Annotated in this window: 14 protein-coding genes and 3 pseudogenes; 4 read left to right on the forward strand and 13 right to left on the reverse strand. The window is 56.9% G+C overall.

All coding sequences use genetic code 11. The features are described 5' to 3' along the window. Positions 1–194: 194 nt before the first annotated feature. The 7 genes and pseudogenes from U0023_RS01730 to U0023_RS01750 form a co-directional block, all read right to left on the reverse strand. Entirely contained in the window at positions 195–1,043 is an 849-nt protein-coding gene (locus tag U0023_RS01730) for a site-specific integrase (protein WP_040638748.1), read from the reverse strand. A 195-nt stretch (positions 1,044–1,238) separates the two neighbouring features. Then, positions 1,239–1,583 (reverse strand): annotated as a pseudogene (locus U0023_RS35485) (hypothetical protein); the annotation flags it as partial. A 580-nt stretch (positions 1,584–2,163) separates the two neighbouring features. After that, positions 2,164–3,462, reverse strand: coding sequence for a hypothetical protein (locus U0023_RS01735; RefSeq protein WP_040638747.1), 1,299 nt, complete (start codon positions 3,460–3,462; stop codon positions 2,164–2,166). A 788-nt stretch (positions 3,463–4,250) separates the two neighbouring features. After that, the gene (locus U0023_RS01740; RefSeq protein WP_154661151.1) at positions 4,251–6,326 is read right to left on the reverse strand and encodes a hypothetical protein; all 2,076 of its coding nucleotides are present in this window, start codon (positions 6,324–6,326) and stop codon (positions 4,251–4,253) included. Between the two features lie 1,048 nt (positions 6,327–7,374). Next, the gene (locus U0023_RS35490; protein WP_407667365.1) at positions 7,375–7,689 is read right to left on the reverse strand and encodes a DUF433 domain-containing protein; all 315 of its coding nucleotides are present in this window, start codon (positions 7,687–7,689) and stop codon (positions 7,375–7,377) included. Further along, positions 7,670–8,620 (reverse strand): antitoxin Xre/MbcA/ParS-like domain-containing protein, encoded by a 951-nt coding sequence (locus U0023_RS01745; protein WP_195904219.1) that lies wholly within the window; start codon positions 8,618–8,620, stop codon positions 7,670–7,672. Before U0023_RS01745 ends, U0023_RS35490 begins: the two co-directional genes overlap by 20 nt. Before the next feature lie 166 nt (positions 8,621–8,786). Further along, positions 8,787–9,077, reverse strand: coding sequence for an antitoxin Xre/MbcA/ParS toxin-binding domain-containing protein (locus U0023_RS01750; protein ID WP_009764079.1), 291 nt, complete (start codon positions 9,075–9,077; stop codon positions 8,787–8,789). A 271-nt stretch (positions 9,078–9,348) separates the two neighbouring features. Here U0023_RS01750 and U0023_RS01755 point away from each other — a divergent pair, with 271 nt between their 5' ends. Further along, complete coding sequence (locus U0023_RS01755; RefSeq protein WP_009764077.1) at positions 9,349–9,711, forward strand: hypothetical protein; 363 nt, start codon at positions 9,349–9,351, stop codon at positions 9,709–9,711. Positions 9,712–9,817: 106 nt separating this feature from the next. Here U0023_RS01755 and U0023_RS01760 read toward each other — a convergent pair whose 3' ends face one another. Beyond that, the gene (locus U0023_RS01760) at positions 9,818–10,213 is read right to left on the reverse strand and encodes a helix-turn-helix domain-containing protein (RefSeq protein ID WP_009764076.1); all 396 of its coding nucleotides are present in this window, start codon (positions 10,211–10,213) and stop codon (positions 9,818–9,820) included. Between the two features lie 300 nt (positions 10,214–10,513). Between U0023_RS01760 and U0023_RS01765 the strand changes: the two genes are divergently transcribed. Then, positions 10,514–11,101 (forward strand): S24 family peptidase, encoded by a 588-nt coding sequence (locus tag U0023_RS01765; protein WP_195904218.1) that lies wholly within the window; start codon positions 10,514–10,516, stop codon positions 11,099–11,101. Between the two features lie 184 nt (positions 11,102–11,285). Next, a pseudogene (locus U0023_RS35495) lies at positions 11,286–11,510 on the forward strand (DUF2293 domain-containing protein); the annotation flags it as partial. A 163-nt stretch (positions 11,511–11,673) separates the two neighbouring features. Here the strand turns inward: U0023_RS35495 and U0023_RS01770 are convergent. Continuing rightward, on the reverse strand, positions 11,674–11,850 hold the full coding sequence (locus tag U0023_RS01770; protein WP_245272996.1) for a hypothetical protein: 177 nt from the start codon (positions 11,848–11,850) through the stop codon (positions 11,674–11,676). A 4-nt stretch (positions 11,851–11,854) separates the two neighbouring features. Here U0023_RS01770 and U0023_RS01775 point away from each other — a divergent pair. Further along, a pseudogene (locus tag U0023_RS01775) lies at positions 11,855–12,428 on the forward strand (IS6 family transposase); the annotation flags it as partial. 43 nt (positions 12,429–12,471) lie between these two features. Here the strand turns inward: U0023_RS01775 and U0023_RS01780 are convergent. From U0023_RS01780 to U0023_RS01795, 4 genes are all read right to left on the reverse strand, one after another. Then, a complete protein-coding gene (locus U0023_RS01780; RefSeq protein ID WP_009764072.1) occupies positions 12,472–12,606 on the reverse strand; it encodes a hypothetical protein in 135 nt (44 codons plus the stop codon). Positions 12,607–13,099: 493 nt separating this feature from the next. Then, complete coding sequence (locus U0023_RS01785; RefSeq protein WP_009764071.1) at positions 13,100–13,579, reverse strand: YybH family protein; 480 nt, start codon at positions 13,577–13,579, stop codon at positions 13,100–13,102. Between the two features lie 41 nt (positions 13,580–13,620). Then, a complete protein-coding gene (locus tag U0023_RS01790) occupies positions 13,621–18,309 on the reverse strand; it encodes a hypothetical protein (protein WP_009764070.1) in 4,689 nt (1,562 codons plus the stop codon). Then, entirely contained in the window at positions 18,306–25,730 is a 7,425-nt protein-coding gene (locus tag U0023_RS01795; protein WP_154661149.1) for a hypothetical protein, read from the reverse strand. Before U0023_RS01795 ends, U0023_RS01790 begins: the two co-directional genes overlap by 4 nt. Positions 25,731–26,638: the final 908 nt, after the last annotated feature.

Below are 26,638 nucleotides of genomic sequence, written 5' to 3' on the forward strand. Positions count from 1 at the left end.
GACTTGCTTTCAATAGATGCTAGCGGATGGTCAGAATGTTCAATGACCCGGCTGCCATCCCTCAAGGACATGATAGCCGTCCGTGCGGGCAACCTAACCGCACCTGCTTGATCCACGTCAGTGCGTCGATATCTCCAATTCCGCTTTCTGATTTGAGAATTCGCACCGCTTTCCCTCGCGAGCAAATATTACGCTTAAAGGCTCAATTGTGCGTCGCCGTTCGGAAGATTACGGAGAATTTCGGCAATTTTTGCATCCAGATTCAACTTAGCATCTCGAATTTTGACTGCGTCTTCACTCCGAAGTGCACGCAAAAGCTCCCGTGCGTGCTCAACCTCTTGTAACTTTTGTTCCGCGTGCATAAGAGACCTCCGAGCACTAAGTTCTTTTTCCTGCAGCTCATAGACCCGCTGAGCAGAACTTTGACGAGCTCGCCGCTTCTCAGCCAATCGCAGATAATATTTCAAGCTAGCAGTTGAGCGATGTCGAGCGAGTTCAGCCGCTCGATTGAGCACTGTTTCTGGACTATAGTGAAATCCTGTCTGCTCAATCGCATCGTCCAAACATTCCTCTACAATGCGGCTGAGAAACCGAGCACGAATGCGATGGTAGGTTGCATCAATGCCTTCATCGTGAAAAGCCTTTGACGCCAGCCGAGAAAAATAGTCCTTCGAGAGCGGCCTACCTGACGTGTGAGAAATAAACACCAACCCATGATCCTGCAGGCTCTTTCGGCCAGTTGACCTGCGTTGAATGACGGACGCGCGAGCCCCCTCAATGTAATCTCGAAGGTCGGCAAGTATATTGTGAGTGAGATAAATCTTTTCCTGGTGTCCGCCTTTTCCAATAATTTCTACTGGGAAAGATTTGTCTTCATCTAAGAGATTATAAATAGTGTCCCATTCCGGAATTTGATCAACCCGTATATTGAGTGTTTCCATCCTGCGACTACCGGCGATCTCTGCGATGGAAAAGGCCAGCGTGTTCCGCATTGCAATCTTCGGATCGCCAACCGATGAAAGGCGCAGATACGCCCGATCCATTTCCTCCGCAGTCGGGACGTGTAGGGGAGAGGACGATAACCTCGAATATACCACGTCACTCGTAATTTTTGTTCGACGCCCGCGCCCTTTACCCTCATTGCTCGTGACGAAACGAATCTCAATGGGGGGAGTCAATCCTGAGGACCACTCCGCCGGACCAATAACGCGAGCGAAGTATCCGTGCGCCTGAGCCCACAGATAGAAGCGGTAAACGACTCCAAGCTTCGCGTTGCACGTTCGCTTTGCGCATTTCCGCTGGTGCCGATCACGATTCCTCCACCGCTTGAGAACCCGATCGGTTACACTTTCGAATTCAACGCAATGCTCTTCTAAGAATTCAGCGAAATTTCTAAGCGTCTTTGAATACTCAGCGAGCGTCCCAGCGCCGCTCTTCCCAGATCCGCCAAGGTGTCGAAACCAGTCGGATACCGACACAACCGGCTTATTTGCGCCGTTGAACAGCACTGGTACCTGCACTTCCTCTCCGTCGAGGCTGCAAGTGCACCAAACAAGGTTGGGTCGACCGCGCTTAAGCTTCATTGCTTCTTACGCACAATGCCGCTCCAGACTTTGCGGGCCGGAGGGTCAGGATCACTACCTGGATTGATGACAGATAATCCCCTACGTTCGTGAGCGATTAGCTGCGCACGAAGTTGAGAAATCACGCTATCCAAATCCCGCGTCCTCTGCATTTCACGATTTAGGCTAGTCCTGCTGTCATTCGCTTCATGCCTTGCCTCGTGCCAACCGCGAGCCAAGTAAGCATTCATTGTTCTAAGCTGGCTATTCTCGTCCTTGAGGCGTTCATTCTCGAGGCGCAACGCAGCCAGTCCATCAGGCACGACCGCACGTTGTCTTAGGACAGCGGTCCAATATGCCTTCGCCTTTGCGACTATGAGAACGTTGTGTCGGTTCTCCGGCGACACTGTACTATAGCTGCAGGCTCTCAATCGTAGCGAAGCATCCGTCCACTGAGCAAACTGCCTCAATGACGCCGGCACAAATGCCTCTGCAGGAACTCCTCGTACAAGGTACAATCGCAATAATGCTGCTTTCCGCAGCAGGTTTCGGTGGCCAGCATCACGGTTGTAATTTTTGCGCCGACCAGCCATTGCGAGTATCACTTCTCAGCAGAAGGAAATGATGCAATGAGCGCCGCAAGAACATTGCGGCGGTCCTCGTGCACTCGCCTCAGTATGATGGAGATGTCGTCCCGGCTGAGATAGGCATCTTCCTTCGCAAGTTCCTTGTGCCAATGGCTGTGTCGCAGTTGATCAACCATATTATGAATACAGGTCGCACAGGTCGATTCAGAGGATCCCGAAGGATCGGGCCGCCCATCGAGCGCAAGTGCACCTCCATTCCAGGTATCTTGCAGACACTTTGCCCGACGACGCGCCGGTTCTGTGGCGCGGCATCCGCACAGGCCCCAAGGGGAGGCTCGCAGTTCAAGCTTGAGTTGATCGACCAAGCGCTCACATTCACGAGTCAGTTCTTGCTCACCGACAACACGCACTCGCTTCCGCATCTCGTCCATGTGCCGCTGAATTCGTTTGTCCAACTTGCGCCCAAGAAGCCCAGCAGACTTGGAGTCCCCTTGAGCGACTGCTCGCACTTTCGTGACCGTAAAGTGACGGCTCTCTACATGGATCATTCGACCGAGCTCAGCGTCATTCGCATACCGACGCGTGTGGTCGATATTGAAGTGGTGAAGGAACCAGGATGCGGCTCCTAGGTCACCATCATAACGCCAAACGAACAGCACAACCCAGAAACGCCTGAATTGATGTGGCGCGAAGTCAAAAAACGATCCATCCTCTAGGGCCGGCACACCGACAGCCCGAGCAAAATCGCCGAGATGGATTCCGATGCGGAACTCACGGGCTTCTTTATGATCTGTGAATCCTGGCACCTGGAAAAGGCGCTGATCAACCTTCGTTCGCGCAGGCTCACTCCACCGCTCCAACAACTCAACAGCTTTTATGACGAGTTCTGGACATGGCAATACAGCAGTTCCCTGCCCAGTCTTCAAAATTGGCATCCGGACAAACCAACCATCGGCCCTGCTTCCTTGGATTGCACCGACCTCAATCGCGAGCCCTTCTCGCTTCCTGCGCGCCATTAGAGTTAAAATCAGTATCGCGCAGGCTGTTGGAATAAAGCCGTCTACAAGCTTCCGGAATGATATCTTCCCTTTTGCAACCTTGAACGAAACCGTTGTGGCCACACTAGTGGCCCTGAATCGTTGGAGCAGCGCTGCGTTGGCTCGTTCGAAGATAGCATTCCCGTCTGCCCGCGAATAGTTGTGAGGGTAGTCCCGCTTATGCGCTGTCCAAGCATCTCGAAGATCCAATGCAATCGGCCCTGTCTCCAGCACAAGGCGCGCAGCCTCCGTCAACAGGTGGTCGCCCTGAATCATTGGTATCGTACGTGTACGCCCGCCGGGTCTGCCCAGATGACCCACTGTTGCGTCAATACCGTCCGGGAACGGATTGCAGGTAAGCCGATCGCCTCTGATACGGGATCGAAGGGTCCACAATGATGCTATGCGCGCCGCTTCCGACCGGATTGTGGCATTGCTTATGACTTCTGAAGGCTGCTTGGGCAGCGTCTTGCTGATACGACTTTCAAGATCATGACGAACACAGAACTCGTTGAAGCGCTCCAAACTGGCAGGCAGATCCCGGCTCTTAGAGTCAATACTTGCTTCTTGGAGAATTTCAGTAAACGACGGTAGTGTCTGGGGACACGTTTCGTACTCTCTCAGAACTGACGATATACGATTTGGAGCGTCAATGCAGTGTTCTCGTCCGGCAATTCGAGCCTCCAAGTAGTCGCTGATGTCGTCGGATGTGAGATCTGCGAACCGATATATGCTATTAAGGAGCATCCACTCTACAAGGGTAATGAGGCTTCGCGCTGTTTGAACTTGGTGTTCACCATATTCACACGTGGCGAGTGGGCCTGTTCTCTGTTCGAAAATCACCCGTCGTATTGTGCGGTTTAGGTGCGAATTGACAGAATCCGTCAACAACGATCCGCCCGGAAGTGGTACCTTTAAATGAACTGGCAAAGGCTCGAATCGGCCTGCTACCAAAATGGTGTCGGCCCAATACGGTGATAGAAGCCACGGAGCCTCTGTAGGGCCTTCGCTGTCAGCGCGCCCGTCTGGTCTTGCTGCTGCCATGCGCGCCATATCTAGCTCCGTTAGAACAGAGGCGAGAACTGATAGCCCGACGCCTTCCATTCCGCGGCAAGCTGCTCGCCAGTCCGAATAAGAGTTGCATGAGGGCTACGGCGGATCTTTTCCATCACCACGAAGCAGAGAGCCAGATAGGGAAGCCAAACCTGGTTCCAACGCTCCTCGCGTTGCGCTTGCCATTCGTCTTGGTGCGAGAGCAAGTGGTCTCTAAACAGGATAATATCTGCAACGTTCTCCGCGGTTGCTTGGAACAGGATCATGTGACACCGGGTGCAATCCTCAATCTGAGTACAGATCTCTCCGGCATGCGTTCCCGGGCGTGCACCAGCTTTAGGATCGCGACAGCTAAAGCCTAGCCCCGTTCGGACTGCGGTCTTGTAAAGTTCCTCAGCCTGATCTGGAGTTATGCCTAATGACTCAATAGCACCGGGAATATTGTAAATAATGACGATCTGCAGTCTGGTTTGGAAGTCACTGATCATCTTCAGGTAGACTAGGCGAGTTGGCCACTTCATGGTGTAGCCTTCAGTGACGCCATATCCCTCGTGGTCACCGATGGCACGAGCTGCAACTATTCCCCCTTCTAGGTTAAGGGTCGCGTCTAAGAGCACCGATGAACGAATATGGTTCGGCCGAAGGGGAACTTTACTGAGCTGCGGGTGCAATCGTAGCAGGTAAGTCATCCGATTTTTCACGAAGTCGGAGTTCGCAGCCGCGGGGCTTTCGAAGAAGCGCTGTACAAAAAGGCGGTCGCCCAGCGATGGATCCCGCTCGCGAAACGGGGCTGTCATCTCCTTCAGTTTTCTCAGCGCCTGTACAGTTGATGCTTGTACGCTCGGATCGTCGATCAGAAATGTGTCTACAATAGCCTTGTAGATAGGGCGATCCTTCTGCGCACTGATCCTAACATGTCCAGGCTCATCAGACGGCTGCTCGAAATTAGGTGGTAAGCTGAGCGCAGTTGAAACATTCGCCCCTGAGTCGACGAGATACATGAGAACTGCCCCTGCGACTGCATCCTCGTGTGCCGCTAACCATGCTTTCACGACGTCTCTTCCGCCAAAGCGTATCATTAAGCGCCGGAATGTTGGTCTGTCACCGAACGTAATTTCAGTCGGACATAGACTGCCCCATATGTCTCGGATATACCGAGCGAAATTCGCCTTCGACTGTTGCAGGTCCCAAGGTGGGAACGCCGCATCGATCAATTGATACCGCCTATCGCGATCTGCCTGAAGGGCTTGGACGATGAGCCAAGATACATCGTCTCCTTGCCGCGCGAGAGCCTGGCCTTCGTCAAAGACTGCAGACCATTTTAAGAAGGCGGTCTCTGCAATGTCCCGTATAGCTTGTAGGCGATAGGCATTCAGGTGCTGAATTGCTTTGATCAGGTCATCAATCGAGCTGCAGTTCGTGACGTTTGTGTCGCGAAGAGTGTTGAGAAAGGATTGTGAATCCTCCTCACCTGCGAGGATGCCCTCCCGGAGAGTTCGCGTCACAGAGTCAACGTCGCCGTCTGCGCCGTTCATAGAGACTTCTGCTAATGATTTCCTTTTGCGCGATGCGCGTCTGTATCCTGGAGGCATCCGTGGCCGCGTGACACGAGGTAAGAGACCAGCGCTGGCGACGTGCTCAATGCATCGACAGAAAGCAAATAGGTCCTGAGCGATTGAACGCTTTGCGAGATTCTCCTGTGCCTTAAAGTACGCGGCCCAAATGTTGATGGCATCTTGCCATCCCTCTTCGCTGACTCTGCCATTTTTTGCTAAAGTCTCCTCCCAGAAGTGTGCAAGTGAAGGCGCTGCCGCCATCCAACGAAACGCGCGGCAGACAATCAAATGGTCTCCGTCTCGTGTCTTAGGCGCGCGTTTCCTGTAGAAGCTAATTAATGAGCGCGCGATTGATTGTGCTGCCGACAGGCCGAACAATGGAATCAAGAAGCTAAAGTCGCGAGACTTCTGTTCTCCTGGGACCGTCAGAACGAGCTCGGTACCTTGCCCCGATGTCGGCACGTCTTCTTTGGGTGCGGGCTCGTCGCGAACCTTCGTGTACCTCGTAGCCATGGCCTCGATCCGCACCACGTTGAACTTCCCACCGATTAAACGCGAGCAACGACTTTCTTAGCTTTGTAGGTTAAGCACAGCTTTTCGTATGTCAACTGGAATAAAATACAGAGTAAAAATGCTCCTCCCCAAAAATTGAACTCCTCTTTTTTTGGTTCTGGATGATTTTTTCATTTTCTGGAAAAAGCGTTGTTTAATAAAAATTGGACAATTCATTTTTTCTACACTGTCGGTGAGGCGGAAAGCGGTCATTCCCGTGGACTGGTCTCATTGAATACAGCCGATCCTTGACGCACGCGACGAACTCGTCAGGGAGCATAATTGCTGAACGGCTGCTACTTGATGAGGTAGAGTTCTAGTGAACGGTGCTCGGCTTCAGTTGAGCCAAGGGACATTGCGATGAGATTTTCCCGAGAACACGATCGGATCCCATCGCTGGCAAACCATGCACTCGCTGTTCCGAGAGCGAGAGGTGAACCTGCGGCCATCCCTGCATCTTATCTTCAACAGGTCCAAAAGCGGCATCAGTGTCAAGACTTTTACGATCAATCTTAAGGCCGACGAGAGGGTTCTCATGCTCCTCAGGTCAGATGACACCTGAGATGGCTGAACGGCATGCACGGATGATCTGCTAGCATGAGTGATACCTTCAGGCGGCCTGAGAAATCCTATTCAGACCTCGATTGAGTACATTGGGGACCGCGTGATCCCGCTGCCCGGTCTGAGGAATACCATGAAGCGCTGGCGCGTGTGAAATGCGGGTTCTTGGAAATCAGAATATGATAGCGGGTGAAGCCACACCTGCGACTGACATCGTCGATCGCTTGCAAGCCAAATGGGCGATCGACTGATTACCGCGTGAGAGCCTCAATCTCGTCATCGGTCAGCCGGCGCTCATGTCCGTCCAAAATCAGCACGCACAAGCAACCCGCATTGTCAGTGAAGTACACGGGATTTCCTGCCTTTTGATGCTCCGTGACTGCTGCTGCAATGGCCTCTCGTATTGCACACCTGAGCTGCTCGGATTATTCAGGTCCTGCGTACTCAAGATCCTGGGGCTCGGCCATCATCCCTTCCTCCGCGGTATCCGCTCCGACCTTACCAAAGTTGCTCCCGGCCAAGGAGGAAGCCTATGACGGATCTGCTGCGGCAATGGATTAGCGTCAACGTAAGCGACAGCCAGATCCATATGGTGCTCTTTGATGGTGGAATAGGCTGCCAGAATACGATCCCGCGGGATACCTGCCTTCACGGACGCCGCCAGGTCATAGGCCAAGACCCGTGTGCCTTTGATGGCCGGCATGCCGCCCAGGATTTCGGGATCCGAGACAATCGTGTCGTCTCGGCTTGCGTTCGTATCCTCACTGGTAGTCAAGCGCACCTTCCGCAGCGCGAACGACCTCTTCGATATGCCCTGATCGTAGCCGGTCGATCGGTGGCGCGCTATCAGTGTACAGATTGGGCGTGACCAGCCACTCCCACGCTTCCTCCGGAGATGGGAAGTACCCTGCAACCTGATCGAGTCCTTCGATCGGTCGGGAGTGCTCAAACTGCCGCGCCGGATAGACGAACCCATGGACGTCTTTGCAGAAGGCAATGACCTTGCCGCTCTCTCGCCAAGTTTCGAGCGTCGCGGCGGAGATACCGAGCTTCTCCGCGATGCGGTCAGCAGCCAGGAGTTCGGATGCGGCCCAGTCTGTCGAGTCATCATCGACTGTGATTTCGGCCAGCAGCGCTTTACCCTCTTCCAGGCTGACCAGGGGCCCGAGGCCGGATCCCTTCATGACGCGGACACCCTTCCCGGTATCGCTAAGTGGCCGATCCGAAGGTCGAGGGCCGTGTTCCACTTCCCAAGGAGCCTCATAGTCAAGATCGGCAAGATCGTCTGCAAGGAGGGCCGTGATGTCGCCAGGGGTCTCCTCTGTGGACAGAACCCGTCCCGGATCCTGTCCTTCATGGTCACGAGCGATGTCGAGCAGGTCCTCAAGGCGCCCTGCCCTGAGAGCCTCGAGCGGGGAAAGCCCTTCCAGTGCCTCATCCGGGACCAGGAGCCATTCAAGCCGCATCCAGTCATGCCGGATTGGCATTACGGCCAAGACCTCGAAGAGGCCCGCCACGATGCCGTCCGGCGTGAACTGACAGGCCGGATAGCGGTAGCCTTCTCCTGTCTCGACAGCGATAAGCTCCCCCGCCTTACGCCGCTCCTCGACTAATTGCTCGGGTATTGCGAGGATCGCGGCGACATACCCGGGCATGTAGAGCCCGCCAGCCAATTTGACTAACTCAGCTTTCCGTACCTCACCGGCCGCCATCAGCGCGGCTACCAATGACGCGGCCATATCAATACGAGCCTCCGTTGGCCTCTAAGGTCCGCGAATGTTGTCGATGCCATGGGCGTCTCCCAGAATTTGCCGATTGCTCACTGGCGAGTTGAACAGCGCATCGCTGAGGCACTTAGAGATAGACGCTCCGCCGCGCTCATATGTAGACCCCATATTCGATCTGGCTGAGAAGCTGGAGGACGCGGTCCATCTTACCTTGCAAGATTATGTCCAATGGAACAGACTGGAGCACCTGGTTATGACGGACCAACCACAAAGCACCCAGGTCGCCGAAGACCTCATGTGCCTTCCCAATGACAGCAGCGATCTCCGGCCCGGATCCCTTAAGCGACCTGAGCCCGTTTATTTGACTATCGAGATGAATGATCGCTTTCTCGAGCAGCAGATCAGTGTGCGTCTTGGTGTACGGTGTGAAAGTCTCGGACAACTATCACTCCTTCCATTGTTCAGGCCTGCTACAGCCAATCGCTTAATGCATACAGGTCGTTGTGGCGTATTCAGCCCTAGAGAGCATTTGCTCGAAAGGCCCCGCTGCCGGAGTTGATTTCTTCACCTCATACGCGAGAGGCGACTACAGCTTTCCACGGTACGTAGGAGACATACGCAAGGGTGATAAAGAGCAGATTCAGCGACACTTGCTTCGAGAGAAGCATCGCTTCCGGCTCCTTTGTACTTGCCTCATACGTGAGGAGACAGCTTTGATCTGTCTGATCGATCCTGGTGTCGCTCCACATGAGTTCGATTGCAATCTGTCCTGGGGTATGCGTGACGACATACCCGCCAATTCGGTGAGAGATTGGAGCATTCAGCACCAAGTTTTTTTCCTGCTCCTCACCTTCAACTTTAACGTCACCGATCCCAGCCGCGCGACCTTTGAAACTTGGCCCACGGCCAGCGATCTTCCCTCGAAACGAAAAGCGGGAACTTCGAGCGATCGGGATCAAGTCAATGAGGCGTCGGGCATCCTCCCGACGAAAGGTTGCACCGTCGGCGACAAGCTGATCAAGAATGGCATTCGCCTCAAGGCGGGCACCGACATCCATTGTTCGAGCCATTTCTAATGATCCGCCAAACGCGGAATACTTGCAATGAGACGGTTATTGATGAAAATTTTAAGCCGGGCGAGAAATCTGCCGCAGTTCATGATTTCAGATCCACTTGCCCCTCTCACGCCGGTTTCTCACTTTCCTCGCCGCAATGCCCCTTCTCCGGCGGATGCTGTCCAAGATCCGGCGACCGACGTGGTCGAATTCGCTCCCTGAGGTTTGAGTTAAGCTGATTAAGGATATGCGCTTTAGCCGCGATCCCGTCAGACATGGCGTCAGTTATGAACTGCTTTAGCTGGGCATTTTCTTCCTCAAGTGCCTTGAGTTGCTGCCGATGCTTGAACCCCGGAAGGAATAGAGCTCTCCATTGGTAGATTATGCTCACGGGCAGATTGTATTTCTCGGCAATGACAGCGACATCTGTCCCATCCGCAGAGTCCCGTAATACCGCATCAATTTGGTCAAACCCGGAGAAGCTCTCATCATTGTCTGCGTGCTTTGAGTGTGAGCGTTCCATTCTTTACCCTGCCTGTGTGGAAATAGCTTCGGTTCAATGACTAAGCGCCGGCGCTATGTAATTTCATTCAGCGCCCAGTCGCGCCTTGCGCCTCGGAGCAGAAAGCCTTGACGTTCTCTCATCCTGAGGAACGATTCTCTTGTCAGTCCTCGACTCACCGTGTGTCTAAAAACTTAGACATAAAAGAATGAATGCATTGGAAGGTCAATATCATTGGCTCGCGACCACTCGTCTTTACAATCCAAAAGCCGGCAAGAAGACGGCAATATCAGCAACTTAACTGAGAGATTGCGTTCAATCTTGGCTGGTGAAAATGTCACGTTATTAGCCCAGCGCGCCGGCGTCTCGCGAGCATCGATATACAACATCCTTGACGGAAAGGCAGTTTCCCTTACCATACTGTCTAAGATTTTAGACACCACCGGTTATAGCTGGACATGGCTTATTACAGGCAACGGAATGCCGGCAGCGCACTGGGAGCAAGCAACGACACTTGTCCCTCGTATGAAGTATGTGGAGCTCGAGCATGGTTCAGGGACGCTTCAGCCCACAGGTAGGCACAAGCTCTTCGAAACAGAGTTACTACAGGAGCTGGGACTGTCACCGGATAATGCTGGTGTTATTTCAGTCTCAGATGACGCTATGGCGCCAACGATGAACCCAATGGACGACGTTCTCATCCATCTGAGGGAATGCGACCTCTCCCAAGACGAGCTTTTCGCAATCGCAGTTGACGATCAACTCACGATCCGGCGAGCCGAGCGCGCAAAAGGAGAAGCCTCTTGGATCCTCACTGCACAACGGCGAGACATCCCAGCGATAGCGGTCTCAGACAACTTGCCTGTGCAGGTTTATGGGCGTGTCAGGTGGATAGGCCATAAGCTTTGATGGCCCGTTTCCGTGCTAAGTTTAGTCACCAACTCTCCGTGCGGGAGGACAATGATTGGCTAACGGTTGCGATGCTGATCCGGAGGCTGAAACCTCCGAGACGGGCAGTCCGTCCAAAGTAGCCCTCGGTCCGAAGGTTCAGCGGGCCGCATTCCTGTCGCAGCTTGATATCTATCTTCGAGCTATGTATCCGCGATGCCCGCCTGAGATGCGCAATGACCTGTTGATGCGGGCCAAGAGGAAAGGTCATTTTGGCAGGCTTGGTATGATCGCTGGCATTCTCGCAACGAACCATATCCGTCATGAACTTACCGACTACGAGAAGCTGCTGAATGTTAACGGGCTCAGGCAGGGCCTGACACGGAATGAGGCCCGACTTATCGTTGCGGCTGAAGTTCACGAAGCTTGGAATTGGTGGCGGCACGGATCGGCCCAATCTGACCCGGAGCTCAGCCGTATTACTAGGGATTTCAAACGCCGCAGAAGAGATCTCAAGCGAATGTGCCAAGTACTTTGCAGAGAAGAGGCCAGATTACTTGAGGACCGGCTAATCAGCGAAGAAAACGCCACCCTCACAGACCACCTAAGCAGATGGATAAATGCACGGCGATCTCCAGTACAGAGCGCTTCAGAAGAAAAACAGCTCGAGGCACTGCAAGATGAGCATCACCTATCAATACTTGAGTCAGGGGATCACCATTCTTCGAGCGCAGACTTGCAAACTGGAGGCGCTCAACGAGACGCAGCATGATGTTGGTTGTCTCCTATGAGACGATCCGGCGATGGGGCAAGAAGTTCGGTCCGGAGTATGTTCGGCGCCTCCGGCACAAGTCGCCACGCACGACTGACATTTGGCACTTGGATGAAGTGGTCATCAGCATGGCTGGCAGGAAGCAATGGCTGTGGCGCGCCGTCGATCAGAAGGGATGTGTGCTCGACGAGATCGTCCAGGGCCGGCGCAACACCAAGGCGGCCAAGCGCTTGCTGGCCAGGCTGATGAAGAAGCAGGGCATGGCGCCGAAGCGCATCATCACTGACAAGCTGCTCTCGTACGGAGCTGCCAGACGCCAAGTCATGCCAAGGGTTGAGCACTGGTCCCACAAGGGCTTGAACAACAGGGTTGAGAATTCACATCTCCCGCTGAGGAAGTGGGAGAGAATGATGTAGGGCTTTCGGTCTGTCGGAGGCCTGCAGCGGTTCGCCAGTGTCTTTTCAGCTGTCCGCAATATCTTCGTTCCATTCCGTTCCGCCGCTTCGCCCTTGCCACCCATCTTCACACCTCAATGCCAAGGCGGAATGGAAAAGTGCAGCTGGTGTTGCCGCTTGAGCCCATAAACCAGCTATAATCGTCTCAATCCACCCAGTACCAGTTACCGTGACAAAAAGCTCCCGGAGCAGTTGACGAAGCGGTCGATGCGCCTCAGGAGGTGATCGGACGGGACATAATCCTCGAGCCGGAACTCGTTGAACAGGCTCTCCTGCATCACGAGATGCTCGCCCGTCATGGCCGAAGCCTCCGCCGAGAATACCTCAACAGCAAATCACGAACTGCCGCCAATCACGAGGAATTTTTCAAATTCTGCCTAAAGCAGAATCAGCCAACGTCCGCTTTCGGGCAGTCTGGAGACGCCCGGAACGGCGAACGCCGCACGTGCGGAGTTCGCGGTCTCTTTCCTCAACTAGATCTGGCGCGTCGCAAAGGTGGACGCTACAGTGGCGCCTACTGGACAAGCGCGGTCATTGGGTCTCTCAAACATCTCGGTGACGGCCACGGCGTTATCGGCGTCCTGAGCCAGGAGGAACTCGACCGAATGCAGAGCGAGATCTACTGGAATGGCGTGGTCGAATACCCTACAGCTTCACCAATCTCTCTTACGCCGACTTCGAGGATTTTGTGCACGCCTGTTTCGCACGGAACTGGGTGTTCACCTCGGAGCATTCGACCCCTGCCGGCAGCGTGGGTCAGCGGGTTGGCGAGAAACGCGAGCAGCAATGAATCTAGGGTAAGGTTGCCTGAGTAAATTCGCTCGAATTCCAGGTATCGACCGCGATCTTCCAGTTGTTTTTGATCCTGCGCCAGACCACGACGTAGTGGCCGATGAAAGCCTTTCGTGGACCTGTCGCTGCCGGCGTTTTATGTTCGAAATTGAGTAGCCCGGTCTCGACCATGAAATTCGGACTGACGACGACAACCTTGGATGTACCGACGGTGGGCTTGGCGAACTTGGCCGTCTGTTCCTCCCAGAACTTCTTAATATCTGCGGCGCCCGTCTTCTTCTCCCCGCCGGGCGGCAGCAAGTCAGCGTCCGGCCAGTACATTCCCGCGAGCGCTCCACTGTCGCCCGCTGCGAAAGCTCTTTGCCATTGCTCGCGTAGTTTTTCCGGACGCGCAGTCGGCAGCGCCGGAAGGTCTCCGCTCGCTGCGGTCGAAATTTCCGCCAACGTCAACACTAATGCCACCGCAGGTGCGAGTTTCATGTTGCTCCCCTCACCACTTTGTACGTGTCAAAATCCATCGCCTAACCTTGCTTGGGATGAGTACTACTCAGCTTGACCTCAGCAAAGTATCTCGGCAGTTCCGCCGGATCTCTCAAATCTTCCAAGGCATATTTTTTAAGGACGACCTCGCGGGCACGTGCCACGATGGTTCGACTGCCGATGCTGCCCGGCAGGATGAAGCTCGCCACCCAAATGTCTTCGCCGTTTTCATGTTTGTAGAGGACGCTGTCGGTCTTTTCTCCGGTCCCCTCGGCAATAGCATGGGTGAGCGCGCGGGTCTCGTCACCCTGTGATATTCCCGACTTGATGGATGCGACGGCGACTTCATCGTCGCCGATCAGTTCCTTGAGTTCGATGTAGACCCTCGTCCCGGAAGGCCCGGTGGCGCTCGACGAGCCGGGACCGGATAGGACGACTGAGACCGACGTCCGCGGCTCGCTTGCGCCATGTTCCGGGCCAATGGCTGTGGCGCTCACGGAGAGCACACGCTCCGGAAATAGTCGGGCCTCAACAACCGAGGCCGGCGAACAGCGGATGCCGGAACGCTCGCCACGGAGGGACGGCAGCGTATCATGGCGCGCATTAATTTGCAGTCTCACAACACCGAGCCGCAGCAATGGCTCCGCAACGCCCATGATCGGCGCGATGTCTATATCGACAAAGGCATCCGTCGCATACTCCTCGAACTCGACGGGGAAACTAATCACCGAAACTTCAACGAATGTCGGTTTGTCCTGACCCGACACCGACGCTGGAATCGGCATCAGCACGCGCGGGTGCAGCATCGCTGTCTTCGGCAGCTTGAACTCCTTGAACGACAGGAACCGGTGCTTCGCGTTACGCTGCCTCGGCGCCGTCTTGGTCGGATCGCCACCCCAGACTGAGACCAGGCGACCGAACGGATTAAGATCTTCCTCGGTCAGCATGTTCAAGGCGAGATCACTAGGAACTTCCGTCTCATTGAACGGTGGCTGACCTTTCGCGAAGGGCAGATTGAGCACTGGCGGCGGCCATAGTACGACGCCGACGCGCTCCCCCTCACCGGTGCTGAACCACGGCCGGCGCAGGACCAACCGGAAGCCGGTGTTACGCTTCTTGATGGCCCGGACATTGCCGCGTTCGATATCAGACGATTCCTCCCAGGCCAGGCAAGGGATTAGCTCCTTGCAATCGGGCGCGGCAGGCTGGATCGTGGCCGGGATCCAGACGGCCGGCGTAACCGGGTGCTGCAGCGATGACCTCGCCGGCTTTGTCGAGATCATTGCGGCGTGCCTCGCGGTCGGCACGACGCGCAATTGGGCCTGCCGAGCTTGGCCGTGATGCAATGGCGCGAGATACTGCACGGTCGCGCCTTTCATGCGCGGATCACGGCCTGCGAGCACCTCTTCGAGCCGGAAGTCGTGAGGGCCCGCCCGGCCGTCCTCAGGCATAGGGATGTTCTCGATGCGCAGAATCTCGGTCCAAACCTTCTTGCCGAAATCGGCTTTGCCTGTGTCCTTGTCATATTTGATGGTCGTCATCTCGTTGGGCACGAACTGCGCCGGCACTTCCGGCGGTGCGCGTTCGAGTGACTCATCCCCCGGCCGCAACATCTGGGCTTCGATGCTCAGGCTCGATGTAGTGGCCTGATCGAAGGTAATCTCGCCTCCGATGATCACCGCGGTTGCGTTGTCCTCAGCCACTTTGTCATCCCAGTCGGAAGCGCGTCCCGCCGTTGCCAGGAACGAATTGAGCGGCTCCTCCTCCAGCGAGATTGGCCGCGCCACCGCAGGCGTGCCTTTAAACGCGGCGGCAGTCCACGGCTCATCGGTGGTGTGAACCAGCTTGATGTCCGCGACATCGGCGAACAGGTAGTTGGGTTCCTGCAGCAGCCGCTGGTGATAAAGCCCGGCCAGGCGATAGCGCTCTTCGTCTGTTGAGCCCAAGCCCGCGCTCATGGCGACGCCCAAGGTGCCCAGAAGACGGAGCCGGCCGGCCGCGCATTCCACTTCAGGCTTGCATTCGCATTCCTTTCCCTCGGCAGTGCACAGGCCGACAGAGCGGTCGATGACGTCGAACCATGACAACATGTCCTCGGCGTCAGGCGCAAACCACACCTTCAGATTGGCGGCTTCGCCGGGGGCGAGCGATGCCGTGATGTGCCGAAAACGCTGCCCATTCTCGGTAATGATATTGCCGCCCGACAGCTGCGGACCCAGCGTCCCAGTGACTGCACTCAATTCGAGCATTACCGGTAGAATATCGGGCCAGCGGAAATCCCTCTCATCCACCTCGTCGCCGCGGATGCGAACCGCCATGGGAGGGCCGAGCCAGTGATCGAGATGCGGGTGCTGCAGGCGCAGCACTATGAAGCAGGCTGAGGGGTCGGGATAATAAGGCGTCGCCCGGATTTCACCGCTGCCGATCTTCAGGCGGTGGGAGCGCTTGTCGGTGCCGTGCTGATCGTCATGGTTCAGCCATAGGTTACGCAGGCCCTGGCGCGGCGCATGCGTGGCCAAAGGTGCACCTTTATCGCCCGCCGCGGTGTTCGGCATCGGGACGGCGATCTGGTCGGCGACAGCGCCCCGCCCCTCTACCTCGTCGAAGGCTTCATGCATCGCGGCGAATTCAGGTTCGACCGGTTGGGGAACCAAGATGCGCGTCGTCCGACGGATCTCCGCGCCCGACTTCACCTTGCGGCTAACCAGTACCATCTGTTGGCCAGTCTGAAGCTTATCCAGCGGCTTTGGTCGGACTGAGACATTGGGCGACAGCATTACCTCGGGCTTAGTGATTGCATCGTGGCGCAGATATCGAAACCCGCTGCCATTCTTGCTGGCCGATGGAAACGCCGCGTCCTCGTCCTCTTCATAGATCGCGCGCGCGCGATCGAGAGTAATGCCGGCACCGCCGATGAAAGCGCGCCGGATACCGAAGTGATAGCGCCAGCCGAAACGGCGCAAGGCGAGGTCGCCGGCGTCTCCGTCCGGAACGCCGACATGCTGGTCGAGCAGCAAGTCGCTATCGGAAAGCCAGACAGGGCTGGCACCCCATCGCGGCTTGTTGCCTTCGATATTAATCGGATTAGACCTCGCGCCGAGAGCCTCGCCGCCGTAGGTCGCAACGCGCGGATCGTAGCAGGAGACCGCAGCTGTCTTCTTCTTGTCTTGATCGTCTTTTTGCAAGGCGTTCGCCTGGATCTCAGGCTTCTGTATGAATGTCGAAAAGGCAACGCCATGCGCGTCGCGCTCGTAAGCCGGCAGCCAGTCCGGCGTCAGCCGTTCAATCATCTTTTGCGGCCAATTCGCACTCTTGCCGGCAGGCACCCGAGGATCGCCGTAGCGGATCACGCGCGGCGACGCGCTGTACCACGCGACCTTGCCGTCCTCCGTGTCGATGCCAACATCAAGCCGGTTCGGTGCCGGTGCCGCGAGGTCTTCGGCGTATTCGACGTCCGATCCCGCGAAAGGAGGGAACGACTGCGGGTACAGGTCAACCAGCGCCAGCGGCCCGGTGGTCACCTTAGCCTTTCTATTGTTGCTGTTGGCTTGTATGTCTTCATCTATTGAGGTCACAGGCTCGATCGAGACCATGGTGAAACGGTGTTTGCCGTTCTCTTGGACGCCGATGCGCCGCACACCGTGACGGACCGTGTCGCCTTTCGTCACCCGGGATGCCGGATAGAAATGTCCCTTGTCTCTTTCGGACTCAAAGGCGGTCCTCTTGAATGCAAAGGGCACGTTGAAAATCACCTGCTCGAATGTTCCAACGCCGTTGGGAATATCGGCGCCGAAATCGATCAGGACATCGCGTGCAAAGCCGAACAGACGCAACAAGGCAGGCGACGACAGCAATTGTTGCAGCCGTCGCGTTGCGCCCGTTGATTGTTCGTGTTCAGATTCTTCAGCGGCCTTGGGCACCGGCACATTCTGAGCCAATTGGATGCCGTTCAAGGCAGCGTAGTGAAATGCGTGCATTCGATCGAAGATCGATAATAGGTCTTCATCGCCATGGCCAAGAGCCCGGCGTGCGATATCGTCCGGATTTAACGGCGCTGAGAAAGGATGGTCAGAAAGATCGGCTCCGGCCTCGTTGCCATGCAACCATGCACCAACATCGGGCGGGCCAAAGAGGATGCGCCGCGACGCATCGTCGAGCGAGTCGGGATTAGCCGACGCGAAGCGCACCAGTGGTTGCGGATCGCCGAGCCAGGGGCGCCCCATGGCGTTGAGTTTCTCCGACGACGGCCGCAGGCCGGTGCGCTTATGAAGCGGGCTGTCGTCAGGCGCGATCATGGTGAGCGCGGCGCGCGCACGCTCCAGCGGCAGCAGCAGCCCGGCTTCGGCCACAGGCAGCGGCATATGCGCACGCAGCGGTGGCGAATGAACTCCTGTTTTGGTCCATACGCTAAACAGCTCCGCTGAGATTTTCGGCGAGCGCAGTAGGCTGCGCTGCCAGAGGTCCTCGATATCTTCGACTTCCTGCTCATTGGGTGTCTTCAATGGCGGCTTTGTCAACGTGGGCGGCGTTAGCCCCTTGAAGATGTCGCCGCTCAATTCAACCTTCGCGCCTGCGAGCAAGCTATCGATGAAGGGATGCGCCGCTGTCGGCCAATGGAACGGATCCCAGCCGCTCTTTCCGTTCGGATCGGGAAACACCAACAACACGGCACGCGCCTGACGCGGCCCACTCAGGCCGTTGGCCACCAACCGCAGAAGAGGACCTGTCATCGGCGTTTTCTCCTACCAGCTGCGCGAACCTTGAAATCAAACCGGCGGCGATATGCACTCCAGTTCTCTAGCATGCCCGGCACATTGGCCGTTGCGACCGCGGCCGGGCTTTGCCCCAGTCCGGCCCACATGGTTTGCGGCTCGCCCGGCTGCTGCTCAAGCCAGGCTCGGTCGCCCATCCTGCTTCCAGCATTATGGCCGACGCCGACCCGGTAGGTTATCTCGGCCGGTCCGCAGGAGAACTTGAAGGTCAGCGTGGCTTCGCCTCTCATCTGCCCGCTGGTGCTGCGCAGGCTGACGACGAAACTGCCGGAGACGCCGAAACAGGCGACGTGGCCTTCAAAGGCGGCGATGAAAAAGCCGGCGAACTCGAAGCCGCCGAGATTCGACATGCGGAAGCCGACCATGATGAAGGCCGCACCCTGCAGCGGGCCGAAGGAGATCGCCGCCGCGCCGCCCCATTGAAATCCCACGTCAAACCGCACGCCTGCCGTGTCCGGTCCGCTAACCAGGAAGAAATGCCCACGTCCGCCATAGGGCGCGCAGGTAATCAGGAAGGGAGCTTCCGGCGTAGCCAAGCTGATGCGCACCGCGCCAGAAGCGGAGTCGAAGGGGAGTTCGCAATGCGCATCGAAATTCAGACCCTGAATCGCCAAAGTGCCAAGCTGCGCAGCGCCGATATTGATCCGGTAGCCGGCCTGGACGCCCGGCCCTGCTTTTCGTTGCTCGACATAGGGGCCGTTTGGCTTGTCGCCGAGCCCGTCCGACGCATCGCCGCCTTGTGCCTGGAAGTAAACGGCAAGCGCCGTGAGGAAGGCGAGGCTCGCGCCGATGTCTACGCCTTCAATGTCTGCCGAGAATCGGGAGCCGCCATTAGCGCTATTGAATGTGAAAGGCTTGAATCTCAGGATCACCGAGTCACTGAGAATGTTGACCTTGAAGCTGTCCAGTTTTCCATCGGCTGTGACCACAGGCGCGGTCGGCCTCAACAGATCGATCGTCGTCTTGGCCGACAGCTTTAACTCACTGGGCAGGATAAATTTCGCGACGCTTCCCGAGGCACCGATCGGGATCTCCTTGCCTCTTGGCAGCGGCAAGGTCCAGTCATATTCAAGCGTTCGCCTCGTCGGCACGATATCGCCGAGCAAGTTGTTCAGTTGGGCGCGCAAGTCATCGAGATCAAGAATTTGAAGCTGCGCCGGCAGCGCCATAGTGCGCGTGATGCGCGCGCCAAGGTCGGATATCAGCCGCATCAAGGCTGGTGCGCGTCGGCTCCAGGCCGTAAGAAGCGCTAGCGCAGCGTCCTTCTGCGAAGCGCCGGACAAGCCGCGCATGCATTGGATGACGACAGCCTCTAAGTCGAGACCATCACCGTTCGGCGTTGCCGTGCCGCAGATCGCGACCAGGCTTGAATCCTTGTCGACTTCGGCAATCTTGCGCAGCGCGCCACTCGGCAGCGTTACCTTGAAATCCTCGGATAGGTCCGCCTGCAACTTGTCTAGATCGTCGCGAAGCTTGTTGCGAGCGTCGAGAACGTCGCGGTATCCGCTGGCGAGAACCGCAATGATGCGCTTGAGTAAATCTTCTGCGGCTTGTCGGGCGGGCAGAGTAGCGCGCAGCATGCTTTGCATGACAGCTTGCTCCGCCAGCACTTTCAAACTGCTGAGCGTCTGCTTCGCTGCCTCGATCGCGTCGATGGCTTTGCGCAGTTCAGCGACTGTTTTGACTCTGTCGAGCGCCTCGATGAGCGTTTCGACTTCGCCTAACGGGGCCTGTAGCCGTTTCTCAAATGCGGCGGCAGTGACTTGTCCCAACAGCGGCGTTAATTGCTTGACGAAATCCTTTATGTCGGCTTCTTCGGGCTTGATCACGCGCAGCGCGGTAGCCAGCGCGGTCGCAAGCCGCGTGGCGGCGGCGTCGTTCAGCGAACCGAGCGCAGCGCCTTTGACGGCGTTGAACCAGTTCTGTAACGCATCAATGAAGGCCGTTCGGGCCGCGTCCAGCCTTTGTAGGCCACACGAAAAATCTCTCTGCGCGGCAGTCAGGTCGGCGACGGTGCAAGCAGCGTATTGCGCTTCGATAGCCGCGAGCGCGCTTAAAGCTTCGGCGAAGGCCGCATAGGCCTGCGCCAATTCCCTTGCGGTCTTAGAGACGTTTGGATCCGGCAGGTCGAGGCAGAGCTGCCAGAGCAACGTGCAGAGTGCGGCCGGCGCGTTTGGCCCCGGCGCCTGATTGGCGACGCAGAACCGAGGGTCCGCGCAGACGCTCTTGTCGAAGCGCTGGGCGACCAAAGCCTTGCGCAGCGCGATTGAACCATCGACCAATTGTGCGCAATCGGGAAGGCCTGTGCGACTCCACCAGAACGCCAGCTCGTCTTCGAGCGCCTTCGTCGGCACGTCGACGTTGAGCGCCCGTGCCCAGTCGCTGGGATCGCCGCGCAGGATGACCGCGGCGCGATACAACTGCGCGATAAAATCCGTCGCCGCGCTGCGCTTCTTCAGCGCTTCCACAGCCGTTTTCAGTTTGTCGAGACTGGCTTTAATAGCGTCGGAGTGGTTATTCTTCTCCGCTTCCAGCCGTTGGACGACATTGTCGACCCAGCGGTCCCGCAATCCCTGCAGGTCGAGCGGCAGCGGTTCCTTGAAGGCGTGGGTGACGCTTTGCTCCAATAGGACGGTCAGAGGCCCGCGCAGCGCAGCGAGTTCTTCCAGCCGGTCCAGCGCGGCGAGCCCCGCGCCGATTGGCAGCAGCAGTTCGGCCAGACGAGCGATCGGTACAGTGAGGAGCAACTGGCGTATCGGCAGCTCAATCTGTCTCTCGATCTCGGCGAGCCAGTTCGTCTTCAGCTTTTCGAGTCTGCCGTCGACGATGGACGTAAGTATGGCCAAAGGCGCGGAGGCTAGGCGATCGACCTCGTCGATCAGATTGCGCGTGGCCGACACCGCGGCGGCGACGTCGTTGGGCGCACATGCTTTTGCGACACGTTCCAGCGCCGCTTTTTCATCCGAAATGCGTTCCGAGAGCGACGTGAGCGCCTTTCGCGCCTCTTCCGGCAATTGTTTCAGCTGAACCTCGACGGCCTCAACCGCGGACAGAGCGCCTTTCGCGCCGCCTTTCAGGACGTCGCAGGAAAAATCGAGTGTGTCTTTCAGGAGCGGCGGCAACTTCGTGTTGGCGACCGCGACCTTGACCAATTCATTCAGACGGACGATTCCGAGGACCTTGGCATTTTCGTCGAAAAAGCCGTCGCCAAATGTCGGTGCCGTATCATTCCCCTTTATTGCATCCCACTTCGCAGAGCCGCCGATCGGCCCGTCGCGACCGATCGCGCGGATGAAGTTGCTGGGCCGCCCGACGCCGCCAGAGCGATCGCCATTGGCGCCCATGTCGAGGGAAGGCGGTTCATTCGCGGTGGTGACCAGAAAGGCCTGTTTGGCCAGATTGGCGTCTGGCTTTGGACGAATGTTTTCCGCCGCTCCGCTCGGGTTCTCCTTTCGCTCTTTCTCTTGCTTCTCCTCGTCAGCCCGCTTCACGAAACCCTTTTCGATGTAGCCGGGGAAGTACTTAACCTCCATCGGCGCCGGCGGATTGCCGCTGAACCGCGCCACTGTGTCGTGACAGACCACGGCGCTAGCAAGCCGCGGAAATACGGGAGGCTGGTCGACGCTCTCCATCGCCGAATTCATGAGGAAATCGCTGGGGTCGTGCTCGAGCGCCTCGTCAAGCGTGGCGCGCAGTGAGTCGGCGCTCACACGCCATTCGAGCGTTTCCAGCGTGGCGTCACCGGGCTTCTGTTCATTCGCGTAGCGGCGCCGGACGCCGCCATGCTTGAGCAGCTTAAGATGAGGGCCAACTTCCGCGTCATTGTTGTAGTGACGGCGCAAAGCGCGCATGGTCGGCGGGTCGTGTGCGGCGGCGTTGTCGACGAAAATCATCGGCATGGCGACCAGTTCCGGCCGCCCGTCGATCTTCATGCGAAACTGGATGTTGCCGGCTTCCCCCGGCGCGCTGCGCGGCCAGAACACCATGCCGACGCGGAGCGGATGGTCGAGACGCCCGCTGCCCTGTGTGCTCCATTTTTGTTCTTGGGGACGTTCTGTCTGCGCTCGCGTCGGATCGACGATGTCCGGCGTTTTGCTCATGTCGAGGGTCATGGAACTTGCCGGCCAGCAATTGCCGCCGAACGGTTGGCCGACCGCCGGGAATAGCTTGGTCGGGTCGGATATCTGGATGTATAGACGCTGCCGGAGGAAGCCGATCGGCAAGGTGTTTTCGCCTTGCCACGGCTCAAAGACACGTTCGGTTACTTTAACAAGCGTGGCCCGGAAACCTATCGGGTACAGGAAGCCCTTATAGACAACTTCTGTCGTGACATCGCGGCCGAAGGCGATTAGGCTGCGCCAACGTTCGATGCTGAAGGCGTCGAACAGGTTCTTATCCGACATGTTGCGCACCGACGCAGGCGGCACGAATGTCGCATCGAGGTCGAGCGAAGCGCCGACCGGGGAGAGCGTCAGTAAGCGATGGCGCATCGGGCGGGGTATGTAAATCGCCTGTTCTTTCTCGTCGTTCTCCCGCAAGCCTTCCTTCCCGCGCGATCCTTTCTCCAGTCGATACACCGTCGGCGGCGCGATCTGGCTTGTCTGCTCGGATCCTTCATTCGGCGACTGCCGCGCGATCACCGGCAGACCGTAGATGCTGCTCAGCGCAACGATCTGGTGCCTGTCGTAGCGGTTGAGCGGCGACAGAAACGCGTCCGGCTTTTCCAGTCTCGCGCGGGCGCTGTCCCGCAACGCCGGATCGAACACATCGGCCTCAAAATCTGGCGAGCCGACGGCGCGAAGCGAAAAACGCTCACCGGGCTTCTCACGCAGTTCCGCTTGCCAGATCGGCACGCGAGAGACGCGCTTGGGCCAAGACGGCAGGATGTTCACGTCTCTGGCGGGCGACAGGAACAGCTTAGCCGGCAGTTCGATCTGGGTTTCAAACGGGTTCGGGGTAAGGCGCGCCTGCTCGATGATTTGATCGAACCGCTCCTTGATCACCGTGCTAGGGTTGATCTTCTGCGACATGAGCGCATCGATGAGCTTTGCCTCTTCGCTGACATTAGCTGCCATGCCCGGATGTTGCCCGGCGCCGAAGCGGTTCGCGCGTTGTGTCACCTTCAGGTCGTAGTTTTTCCATGCCAGCAGAGTCTCGAGAGAATAAGGCCGGGCGCTCACCTCCCTGGCTTCGCCAGGTTTTTCGCCGCGATCGTTAGCGACGTCGAACACAAGCCGCGTTGGCCCCGCTGCCAGCGCTTGAACCGGCAAAAGTGGATACTTGTCTTCCTTGTAGGCCGCCTGCAAGGCCGCCTCGCTGGGCGAAGGGTCAGGAAATCCGCCGGCTGCGATCACCACCGCAAGCATTTCGCCGAGTTCGGCATTCAGATTTTTTCTCCCAATCGTGGGCGGCGGCGCCGCGGCTGGGAATTCTTTCGGCCAATCGTTTAGCCAGTCTCTCGCATAGAAAAGAACCGTGCCGTTGGTTCGCGCCAGATATTCCGTTTGGATGATGTTGTGGTCGTCGCTGCGCTTCCTCGCCTCGGTCAGAAGTTCCTGGAGGGCTGTATTCGCCTCGCCGAGGGTCCAGGGCACTGAGAGGTTTCCCCGCGCCCGCTGGAGAATATCGGCGACGAGGATAGCGCCGAGCCCCAGTTTGACTTCGCGCAGCACTGGCAGCGATTCATCACGGATGGCATTGGCTACTAAAGTCGCCACCCTGCGGCTGCGCAGGGAGAACAAGCCCTCACGGCCGACATATATGGCTTCTACATCGCGGACGTGTTGCGGCGGAAGTGGCAGGTCCTTAACTTCATCTTTCGGGCCAACCGACCTATATGTTTCTTCGTACCTTTTTGCGAAAATGCTGAATGCAGAAAAGTCCGCGATTCGCTTCTCAAGTTGCTCGCGGATCGAGCCCCGGCCTTTCACGCTGAACAGAAGCGGCAATTCATCCGGCAACAGAGGAGCTCCGGGCAAAACCGGCAATTGACGGAAAAAGCTTTTTTCCATCAGGTGCTGCGATGGCAGTTCCACCTTCAACAGCTGTTCCTTCGGATCGGCGGTCAGGAGCCATAAGCCGTCGCTGCCCCGCTTCAATGCCAGGCCGCGGAATGTGAACTTGCCATGAAACATGTCGGCTTCGCGCACGACAAGCAGGCTGGCCTGATCGAGCTTGATAGCAAATCCGGTCTTGCTGCCGGGAATAAGAGACACCCAGCTTCCAGATTTAAGGTCTGCTGATGCGATCTGTTTTGCGTCGTAAAGGAGCCTGATGCGCTCTCCCGCCGCGGTGAAGTCGAGCCGCGCCAGATCGGCATAACCTGGATACGATTTGCCGAGAGGCAGACGATGCGCGACGTGCTTGAGAGTGGCGGCGGCGTTGAAGTATTCCAGCTTGCCGAACTGCCCGGACGATTGAATGTCCGAGAGGCCGGTGCCAACGACTCCCATACGGCCATGCGGCGTTTCGATGAGTTGTTCGTGTTCGGGCAGCCGCCAGTCGGCGCTCCAGCGCCAGCCCCCGCCACGCAGGTTCTTGGAAAAAGTGATCTTGCATTCACTGTGGCCGGCGAAATTGACCTGTCCGACCTGGAATGTGCCCGCGCCCTTGAAGGTTAAATTGTCATTTCGGCCATAAAAGAAAGTGCTCATGCTGGCGGGTCGGACCGAACACTCCTTTGTAAGACTGATGATGTCGGTCGGTCCGAACTCCATCCTTGCGTAGGCAGTCCCGTCATCGGTGCGCGGCAGCAGATAGAGCGTCCCTTGACTCTTGAATCCACCAAGACCCCCGAATAAGAATGTGCCGGTCGCTCTTGGCCGCAGCGCGCGGTCCAATTCGAATTTGGCATTGGCCCATATATGGGGCTGAAGATGTGCGGCGCGGACAAGCGCGGTGCCGGATGTTGGCGCGGACAAGTGTGGCCCTGATAAGGGGAAAGGAGCAGCCGATTTGGCTGATAACTTTCCCGCCGCAAAGGACATGGCGCACTGCCAGCCTTTTTGATCCCGCACGAATGCCAACTCGAGAGACGCTGTCTCGCCAAGCAACCTAGCCTTTTTCAGAACGACGGCTGTGACCTCACCGCGTGTTTCGATTTTTGCCGTTGCGTCCGGTCCCCAATGCGCTCTTGTCTGCGCTCCGCTGACGCGCCAAACCTCGCGGAAATTGATGCTAACGACGAACCCACCGTCTCTGGTGCCGGTGACCGCCAGTGCACCCGACTCAGCGGAAGCACGCTCGGCAACGAGCGTCGCTCCCAGCCCGGCGAGCACTTTACGTCGGGTAAGCTCCATCGCCTCGCCCCTGTCGTTAGTAAAGCCCAGCGTTATCCGCGCCCGCGGTTTTGCCAGGCGCGGAACGGATATCTGTGACATGTCAGACGCTGGTAATCAAAAGTATTGCTAGGATCGTCACAGAGTGTAGCGTCTTCGCTGCCGGACAGAAAAGGCGCAGCCTTGTTTGGTGGTAAACTAATTCTCTGTTTCTACTCCTGTCAGCAAATCTTTAGGGGTATAACTTTCTGAGTCTAGAAGAGTGGCTGTATGTGATAGACTATACTTTAGCATCGCAATGCTCGATTTACATTCCGATGGACCGCCGTTAATATGGCACATTAAGGACCGTTAAAGCTTCTTACAGAGGAGCAGCGTCCCTGATCGGACTTATCTTTATGGGGGCGCCCGTGATTCTGCTCCGTACTTTCATGGTCGTAGCTAGCATCTCGATTTACAGTGCAGCATTGTCCCAAGGCATTCAAACGTGTGGTGATCTGGGAATGGATAACCGACCAAATTGGTGTGCTCGTCCGACCGGTACTGGGAGTATAGTTCAGGGAAAATCTGAATGCCGAAAAATAACAGATACTCGCTACCTCTACGTGCATTGCTCTGGATCAACCAGAGAGATCACTGGCAGCAATCCCTGTTGCATTCAAAGCTCGCAATGTCTTGGAGCTTTTTACGTGGCCGAGTGCGTGCCCTGAGGTAGTTGGTTAGCGTTATGCGCTCGCCCGAGGCGTCTCTTCTACCGGATGTTTAATTTCTAGGACAACCATCGTTCTAGATCTAGTTCTGATTTCACGCCGTAACACGACGCTGCTAGAAGATAACCCAGATCCTCGGTCTATTGTTGTTTCGAAGTTAAGCTAGTTTACTGGACAAGCCCTATGAGTTAGTACTCGTCGAGACGTTCGACCTGCAACGTCATTTGAGATGGATCTGTACCCTATGGTCTATGCATATAGTAGAAGATTATAACCTGACAGTGACAAAGACAGCCCGAT

Source organism: Microvirga lotononidis (assembly GCF_034627025.1).
Classification (GTDB): domain Bacteria; phylum Pseudomonadota; class Alphaproteobacteria; order Rhizobiales; family Beijerinckiaceae; genus Microvirga; species Microvirga lotononidis.